We start from the raw sequence: 4,390 nt of genomic DNA, 5'->3' as shown, positions 1-4,390 counted from the left end.
CGAGAGCGGCGATGCAGGAGATACCGGCGATACGGGCGGCCAGGTGACGTCGGGCGTTCAGCATGAGAAATCCTTAGGAAGCTATTTGGGGGACTGGGGCCGGTCGGCCTTTCGTGTATTCATTTCAGCCCGCCGGGCCGTCCCCGCACGTCCCCCGACCGGCCCACCCATCGGCTGACCCGCACCTCCACCACCCGACGACAGGCCCCGACCGACGACCCGCGCACGGCGCGGACCCCGGAACACGCCGTCGCCGGCCTGCACAGAGGACGCATGCACGCTTCGTAGCATGAGCCGATGATCACGTCCCATGAGCAGGACGCCCGGCGGCGCACCCGGCGGACGACGGTGCGGCGTCATCACCGTCTCGCTCTCGCTCTGGCCGGCGTAGGTGTGGTCGTCGCGGGGTGTGTCGTGCGCGACGGCTCCGGGGAGCCGAACCCCACCGGCTCCACCGCCACTCCCCCGCGGACAGCCCCGGGCACGCGGTCACGGATGCCGGCGGCGGCGCCTCCCGCGCCGCGCCCCACGGGGAACGTGCGGATCGCCGCCGTGGGCGACGTGGTGATGGGAACGCTGCCGGACGACCTGCCACCGGACGACGGCGCCTCGTTCTTCGACCCGGTCGCCGACCTGCTCACCGGCGATGTGGTCCTCGGGAACCTGGAGGGCACGCTCACCACCGACGGCACCAGCAAGTGCGACGACGACAGCCCGAACTGCTTCGCGTTCCACGCCCCGCCGTCCTACAGCCGCTGGTACAAGGAGGCCGGGTTCACGGTCATGAACCTGGCCAACAACCACATCGACGACTTCGGGGCGGAGGGGCGGCGCGAGACGATGGCCGCGCTGCGTTCCGTGAACCTGGCGTTCACCGGCCGCCTGGGCCAGATCACCGTCCAGCGGGTACGGGGCATCAGGGTCGCGGTGATCGGGTTCGCCCCGGACCAGGGGTCCAGCGACCTCAAGGACATCCCCGCCGCCAGACGGCTCGTCTCCCGTGCCGCGAAGATGGCGGACATCGTCGTCGTCACCATGCACGCAGGTGCGGAGGGCTCCGACCACACCCATGTGGAGCCGGGCACCGAGTGGTTCCTCGGGGAGAACCGCGGCGACGGCTACCGCTTCAGCCATGCGGTGATCGACGCCGGCGCCGATCTCGTCGTGGGCAGCGGCCCGCACGTCATGCGGGGAATGGAGTTCTACAAGGGCCGGCTGATCGCCTACAGCCTGGGCAACTTCGCAGGTTACAAGGTGTTCGGCCTCGGCGGCCTCCTCTCCACCAGCGGTCTGCTGGACGTCACCCTCCGCGCCGACGGGACCTATCTGTCCGGACGCCTGCACCCGACCCGGATCGTCGAGCCGGGCACGCCGGAGCCGGGCGGCGACGGGATCGATCTCGTCTCCGGCCTGTCGGAGGAGGACTTCGGCTCGCACGCCGCCCGGATCTCGTCGGACGGGACGATCCGACGCCCATGACCGGGCGTCCGCCGGCTCACCGCACCCAGTACTGCGCCAGGGCTCCTTCCCGGTACGGGGCCGGGCTCACGCTGAGTTCGCCGGCGAACGGGCGGTCCAGAACGAGGACCAGGAGCAGGCTGAAGCCGACCAGGGCCGCGACCGAGGCGACGAAGAGGAGCTGGACCCGCAGCTTGCGCATGCCGTACAGGAAGGTGAGCGGGACCAGGACGAGTGCGCCGCCGAAGGCCAGGACCTGGAGCAGCGGGGGAAGTCGCTGTCCCGCCATGGTCAGGCGGGCGCGGCGTTGGGTGGCGACGTCGTTGAGGTGGCCGACGGCCTCCTCGTAGAAGACCTCCTCGCGTCCGCTCTTCGGGTCGTAGGTCTGGAGCACGTGGAAGGCGTCCCGCAGGTGGCTCTCCGTGGCGCCGTAGCTCGGGTGTCCGGCCCGCATCCGGGGCCACTGGTCCTCGACGACCGCATGGACGTAGCCGCTCAGGCTGGAGTCGATCCGGGCCCGTACGGATGCCGGAAAGGCCGCGGCGTCACGGGCGATGAGTGCCGCGTCCGTGGCCTCGGAGGCCACGATGGTCTGGGTGTCCTCCATCTGCGTCCACAAGGTGACGATGACGAAGGCAAGGATGATCCCGTAGATGGCACCGAACATTCCCAGCGTCACACCGACCATGTCGTTGTGCTCGCCGCGGGCCACCGAGGGATAGCGGCGGCGCAGCAGCACACTGCCGGCGACCGCCAGGAGGACCGTCCCTCCGACGGCGACGACGGCGAGGGTGAAAGTGCTGAGATGGTTCAGCAGCCAGAGCGACATGAGCGCGGAGTCTAGGGCGGCGGCAGGCACCGGAAATGCCAGGTCCCGGCCCAGGAGCGGAACTGCGGGTGGGAGTTCACACCAGCGAGTGAGTCGCGACGCGAGTCCTGCGGCCCGGGTGTCGGCGGGTCCTCGTGTGACCAGAGGCCAGGTTCACTCGTTTGCCGGAATGCCGGGCCCCACTCATAGGTCGCGGAAGGCACCCGCCTGATGGTCTCGTCCTTGCTCAGCCGCTTCCCCAAGGTCTCCACCCGCGGCCTGCTCCACGCCGAGCAGTGAGGGTGGAACGGCTGACCGAGGCGGAGGCACGAGGGGTGTTGGAGGCGGCCGGTTACGACCGCGTCGAGACCGAACTGCGCTGCGCGCTACAGCTCGACGTGACGCTCGTCAGCGGCGTCGCGTCGATCCTGGCGTCCCAGGAGTTCGAACCCGGCGACGTGACCGTGACCCTGCCCACGACGGCCGCACCCGCCGGCGAGCAGGCCAGAACGGTGGCGACGCTGCGGACGACCGGCGCGTGCGGCCGGTTCGGACAGCACGTCGTCCACGCGAACTGGCGCTCGCCGAGGGGCTCGTGGTACGTGCTCGCGGCGGGGAGCCGCGCCGTGACCGGACTCACCGTCACCGGTGACATCACCGGTGAAGCCGACGGCCCCACTCTCGCGGTGCGGGCACGGACGGCCGCGGGCACGCGGACCATCGACCTGTCGGCGGAGCGGTCCGGATAGCGGGGCGGCACCGAACTGCGCCTCTCTACAATCGCCGTATGGACAACCACACGTGCACCCACTGCGGCAACGTCGGCCTGATGGAGGGCTTCATCGAGGACGCGGGCGAGCACTCGCGGGGGTACGCGCGCTGGATCGAGGGCGCGTTGGAGCGGGGGATCTTCGGGGGCGCCAAGCGGATGGGCCGGCCTCGGCGGCAGATAGAGGCGTACCGCTGCCCCAAGTGCGGGCATCTCGAACTGTTCGCCGGCCGCGAGGCGTAGTCGGCTCCGCGCACCCCTGCGTCACGGCGCGGCGTGGCACCCCGACGGCGGCCGGTTCGCCACCCCGGGAACGGACGCGACGCGGAACTGCGTTCGTGTTTCGGTGAGTTCAAGGACTCGCCGCGGCTGGCGTTGCAGGCCGGACAGTTCGAGGAGGCCGCCTTGCGCACCGGCGTGCTCGTTCAGGACCTGCAGCAGTCCCACGCCGCTGGCGTCCAGGAACGGCACACCCGCGAGGTCGAGGCAGAGGGTACGGTCGCGGATGATCACCGTGTCTGTCACCTGGGTGATCCGGGGGCAGGTGTCGAAGTCCAGTTCGCCCACCACGGTGACCACGATCCGCTCCGTGTGGTCGCTGATGTGTACGCCGAAGGTCGGCATGGTGAAACCACCGTTCGGGTGTAAAGCCCATCACGGTCGGCTTCCACTGCCGGAAGTAGGCCGTCAAGCGCGCGGCATACGGCGCCGCATCACAGCCGAGCGAGACCACCCGCACCTTCCGTCGGCCACCGTCGCTGTCACCGCACGACGGCGCGGGGTCTCCCACCGGACCAGGCTGGTCGTCCTTCGAGCGTGGCACATCGAGGCCACCGGCACCAGGGAACTTGGGCAAAGGGGACGTGTCGCACACCTGGCCGATTCGCTGGGTGCGCGATGCGCTGCGGGTGCGGTTCGCGGGTAGCCGCGAACCGATCGGCGAAAGGAGATCTGGCTGATGGCTACCGAGGCGAACTCCGCCAGGATCACGGGGAAGGTCCAGGGCAGGGACATCACCCTGGAAGGCCGCCTGTCCAAGGACGAGATCCGGGACAGGGTGTGGTGGTGGCGGATCCCCGACCCCGGGTCCTCGAAGGAGCAGGAGGACCACGGGCACGAGTACGACGGCTCCCGGCGGGACGTGATCGCCACCCTGGGCGGGTACTACGAGGTTCCCGGCGACCCAGACGCTCCCGGAGCCGGGGAGCTGCTGGAGACGATGTACGCGGAGCTCAATCCGGACGAGTGACGACCGCCGGGCTCAGTACGCGGAGTTGACGTTGTCGATGGAGCCGTAGCGGTGGGCGGCGTAGTTGGCGGCCGCGGTGATGTTGGCGACCGGGTCGGTGGAGTTG

Annotated in this window: 6 protein-coding genes and 1 pseudogene; 4 read left to right on the top strand and 3 right to left on the bottom strand. The window is 70.1% G+C overall.

Annotated features, from left to right (window positions below; genetic code table 11):
- The first annotated feature begins 297 nt into the window (after positions 1 to 297).
- Positions 298 to 1,479 (top strand): CapA family protein, encoded by a 1,182-nt coding sequence (locus V7E45_RS39005; protein WP_333779030.1) that lies wholly within the window; start codon positions 298 to 300, stop codon positions 1,477 to 1,479.
- A gap of 16 nt (positions 1,480 to 1,495) precedes the next feature.
- Here V7E45_RS39005 and V7E45_RS39000 read toward each other — a convergent pair whose 3' ends face one another.
- Positions 1,496 to 2,287, bottom strand: a complete 792-nt coding sequence (locus V7E45_RS39000) for a bestrophin-like domain (RefSeq protein WP_333779029.1) — start codon at positions 2,285 to 2,287, stop codon at positions 1,496 to 1,498.
- 281 nt (positions 2,288 to 2,568) lie between these two features.
- On the opposite strand from V7E45_RS39000, the gene V7E45_RS38995 reads away from it, so the two are divergent.
- Positions 2,569 to 3,015 carry a hypothetical protein gene (locus V7E45_RS38995; protein WP_333779028.1) on the top strand — a complete coding sequence of 149 codons (447 nt, stop codon included), beginning with the start codon at positions 2,569 to 2,571 and terminating at the stop codon, positions 3,013 to 3,015.
- A 38-nt stretch (positions 3,016 to 3,053) separates the two neighbouring features.
- Positions 3,054 to 3,278 (top strand): hypothetical protein, encoded by a 225-nt coding sequence (locus V7E45_RS38990; protein ID WP_333779027.1) that lies wholly within the window; start codon positions 3,054 to 3,056, stop codon positions 3,276 to 3,278.
- 21 nt (positions 3,279 to 3,299) lie between these two features.
- Here V7E45_RS38990 and V7E45_RS38985 read toward each other — a convergent pair whose 3' ends face one another.
- Positions 3,300 to 3,659: an STAS domain-containing protein gene (locus tag V7E45_RS38985; RefSeq protein WP_333779026.1), complete on the bottom strand. Its 360-nt coding sequence runs from the start codon at positions 3,657 to 3,659 to the stop codon at positions 3,300 to 3,302.
- Positions 3,660 to 3,993: 334 nt separating this feature from the next.
- Here V7E45_RS38985 and V7E45_RS38980 point away from each other — a divergent pair, with 334 nt between their 5' ends.
- Positions 3,994 to 4,284, top strand: a complete 291-nt coding sequence (locus V7E45_RS38980; RefSeq protein WP_333779025.1) for a hypothetical protein — start codon at positions 3,994 to 3,996, stop codon at positions 4,282 to 4,284.
- Positions 4,285 to 4,296: 12 nt separating this feature from the next.
- Here V7E45_RS38980 and V7E45_RS40805 read toward each other — a convergent pair.
- Positions 4,297 to 4,390 (bottom strand): annotated as a pseudogene (locus V7E45_RS40805) (transglycosylase SLT domain-containing protein); the annotation flags it as partial.

The organism is Streptomyces sp. IBSBF 3136 (genome assembly GCF_036815105.1).
GTDB lineage: Bacteria > Actinomycetota > Actinomycetes > Streptomycetales > Streptomycetaceae > Streptomyces.
Note: the sequence above shows the minus strand (reverse complement) of the source record. Positions and strands in the feature narration are given on the sequence as shown.

Bases quoted from the DNA above. Each gene is read 5' to 3' on its own strand.
- V7E45_RS38990 (WP_333779027.1), top strand. From the start codon at position 3,054: ATGGACAACCACACGTGCACCCACTGCGGCAACGTCGGCCTGATGGAG.
- V7E45_RS38980 (WP_333779025.1), top strand. From the start codon at position 3,994: ATGGCTACCGAGGCGAACTCCGCCAGGATCACGGGGAAGGTCCAGGGC.
- V7E45_RS39000 (WP_333779029.1), bottom strand. From the start codon at position 2,287: ATGTCGCTCTGGCTGCTGAACCATCTCAGCACTTTCACCCTCGCCGTC.
- V7E45_RS38985 (WP_333779026.1), bottom strand. From the start codon at position 3,659: ATGCCGACCTTCGGCGTACACATCAGCGACCACACGGAGCGGATCGTG.
- V7E45_RS39005 (WP_333779030.1), top strand. From the start codon at position 298: ATGATCACGTCCCATGAGCAGGACGCCCGGCGGCGCACCCGGCGGACG.